The following is a 2,527-nucleotide window of genomic DNA, read 5'->3' on the forward strand; positions in this document are numbered from 1 at the left end:
AAATGCGGGGAATTCATGCGCCTGTCCCACGGTCCTCCGCATTATGGCCACCTGATGATAAGTGAAGTAATGATCACCTCTCCATTACTTCACGAACGGGCGCACGTACTGTGGCGCGATGAGCTTTACCTCGTGGCCAAGCACTTCCATTTCGCGCGCCCAATGGTGCGCGCTGCCGCAGGCCTCAAAAATGACCAAGCAAGGTTCGTGTTGGGCCATAAAAGCAGGGAATTGCTTACGTGTAAGCTTTTTGCGGAACTGGACTTTTCCCGTCCGCTGAGCACCGTGGATCTGGAAAACACTCTTTGCCAGATCGACCCCAATCATCATATCCTTCATCTCGCCGTCCTCTCCTCCGTATGGCTTTCAACACCACGATTTTGGCACATTGCGATGCCGTCTGGGGAGGGCGGCAACCATCCCATCTGTATTTCTCATGCGGCCTGATGGGACCATTTGAGACGAGATTTACAAAGCGCGTTTGCGATTGTGACGAGCTTGCGGGCGACTGCTGTGATGACAACCTTGTGTGGTTTTCCGGCGGCACGAAGACGGTCGGCGAAGGTTTTCAGGAGCGGGTTGTGATGGCTGGCGACGAGCGCCGCCTGGAACATCACGTGTCGTAACAGTCGGCGGCCGCCTCCGATGGCGCGCTTGCCGCGCATGGTGCCACTGTCATGTGCGATCGGAGCCAGACCCGCCAGCGCGGCGGCCTGCTCACCCGAGAGTTGGCCAAGCTCGGGCATCTCGGCGATGAGCATAGTGCTAGCGACGGGGCCGATCCCGGGAACGGAACGCAGGATGTCGACAGTTCTCGCCAGTTCATCATCCGAGGCCAGGGTCTGCTCGATCCGCTCCTCCAACCCTGCGATCTGGCGATCAAGAAGGTCTTTCAGCTCGGCGTTCATGGCTTCAAACATATCCGCCGATCCCAGCTTCCCATGCGCCTTGATCTGCGCCAGAAGCCGTTTGCGTGTCTCGACCAACTGCCCACGCTTTGACGACAACGCCCTGAGAAGACGCAGTTTTCTATGTGGCAGTACGCGTCCCGCATCCGGTCGAAACATCATGAACCGCGCGATGAGCTCTGCGTCGATCCGGTCCGTCTTGGCCCGTGTGCCCCGGCTGGCGGCGAATGCTTTGATCTGGGCGGGTGGCAATTGCCGGGTCGCGATCCCGCAAACATCCAGGGCGGACCATAGCCGCCATTCCTGACCGCCAGTAGCCTCGAAGCAAACCAGCGCACCCGTTTCAAGAGCGAGTTGAGCGACTCGCTCGTGACCCTCTGCCTTGTTTGGCAGCCGCGTGCGCTTGCCTTCTGGCAGACAGTGGATATCCAACCAATCCCGGCTGACATCTATACCGATGATCCTTGCCTGTGATACTTTGCTCATGCTCTCTTCCTTCTGCTCCGCGGTCCTAATCGGCCGCATTCAACTGTTCGAGACGATGAAGAGAGACGGTGCTGGCTCGCTAGGAAACCTGGTCAACGCCACAAGGCTCAGACGCCAAACACCGTCCCGTCACCGGCCTCGGCCAAGGTCGGTGACGGGATCAGGATAGCAAACCGAAGATACAGAAGGCTCAGGACTTCGGTAACGGGGGCGTCTCGGTCAAGCAGTTTTGCGCAAAAAATAATCCGCCTTAGCGGTTCCTTTGAGATTCTTGATGCCGGTCCTGGCTTCTGTCACGGCTTTCGGTTGAGAACCTTGGGGTACATGCTTCGGTTCGTGGTCAGCGCGGCGGCTGCCAACATGATGCTGGTTCGATATAATTCCGACGTACCCATCTCATAGGCGTGCTTGTCAAAGTCAGCGACAGTCCAGACCTCGGCATCATCGGAACCACGTCCCTGCGGGACCTCTAAAGCCTGCAATCACGCAGGCAACGGGCGAGGTATCATCCTGTCAGACAGGGTTCGGCGGGACTATCCCGAATTTTGCGCCGCGCTGACGTGGTAACTGCTCACAGAGGAGACCCACGTATGAGCATCGATAAAGACCTGCTGGACCGGCTGATGGAAGGCCGTTCCCCTGGAGATCTGTTTGGCAAGACTGGCATCCTGGCGGAACCGACCAAGGCACTGGCGGAACGTGCGCTGAGCACGGAGATGGACGTCCATCTTGATGAAGAGCGCGGGGAGGAACCGCCTGAGGGCCAGAACCAGCCCCCCAATCGCCGCAACGGGCGCAGCCAGAAGACTGTGACCACCGACAGCGGCAAGGTTGTTCTGGACATCCCCCGCGAGCGGAACGGCACCTTCGATCCGATGCTGATCGCTAAGTATCAGCGCCGCTTTCCCGAGTTCGACCGCAAAATCGTCAGTATGTATGCCCGCGGCATGACCACCCGCGAGATCCAGGGCCATATCGAGGAAATCTACGGCGTCGAGGCCTCGCCCAGCCTGATTTCCGCGATCACCGACGCGGTGATGGAGGAGGTTACCGCTTGGCAGAACCGCCCCCTTGAACCCTGCTATCCGATCGTTTTCATGGACGCGATCCGGGTCAATATCCGCAGTGACGGG

At 58.8% G+C, this 2,527-nt stretch carries 2 protein-coding genes and 1 pseudogene; 1 reads left to right on the top strand and 2 read right to left on the bottom strand.

The annotated features are described in order from the left end of the window. Positions 1-93: 93 nt before the first annotated feature. Both C6W91_RS20855 and C6W91_RS20860 read right to left on the bottom strand, forming a co-directional pair. Positions 94-339 (bottom strand): annotated as a pseudogene (locus C6W91_RS20855) (IS110 family transposase); the annotation flags it as partial. A gap of 95 nt (positions 340-434) precedes the next feature. Beyond that, positions 435-1,394, bottom strand: coding sequence for an IS110 family transposase (locus C6W91_RS20860; RefSeq protein ID WP_370571570.1), 960 nt, complete (start codon positions 1,392-1,394; stop codon positions 435-437). A 590-nt stretch (positions 1,395-1,984) separates the two neighbouring features. Between C6W91_RS20860 and C6W91_RS20865 the strand changes: the two genes are divergently transcribed. Next, positions 1,985-2,527, top strand: a 543-nt coding sequence (locus tag C6W91_RS20865) for a transposase (RefSeq protein WP_370571571.1), incomplete at its 3' end; no start/stop codon positions are given.

Source organism: Phaeobacter sp. SYSU ZJ3003, assembly GCF_041300735.1.
Taxonomy (GTDB): Bacteria; Pseudomonadota; Alphaproteobacteria; order Rhodobacterales; family Rhodobacteraceae; genus Phycobacter; species Phycobacter gallaeciensis_A.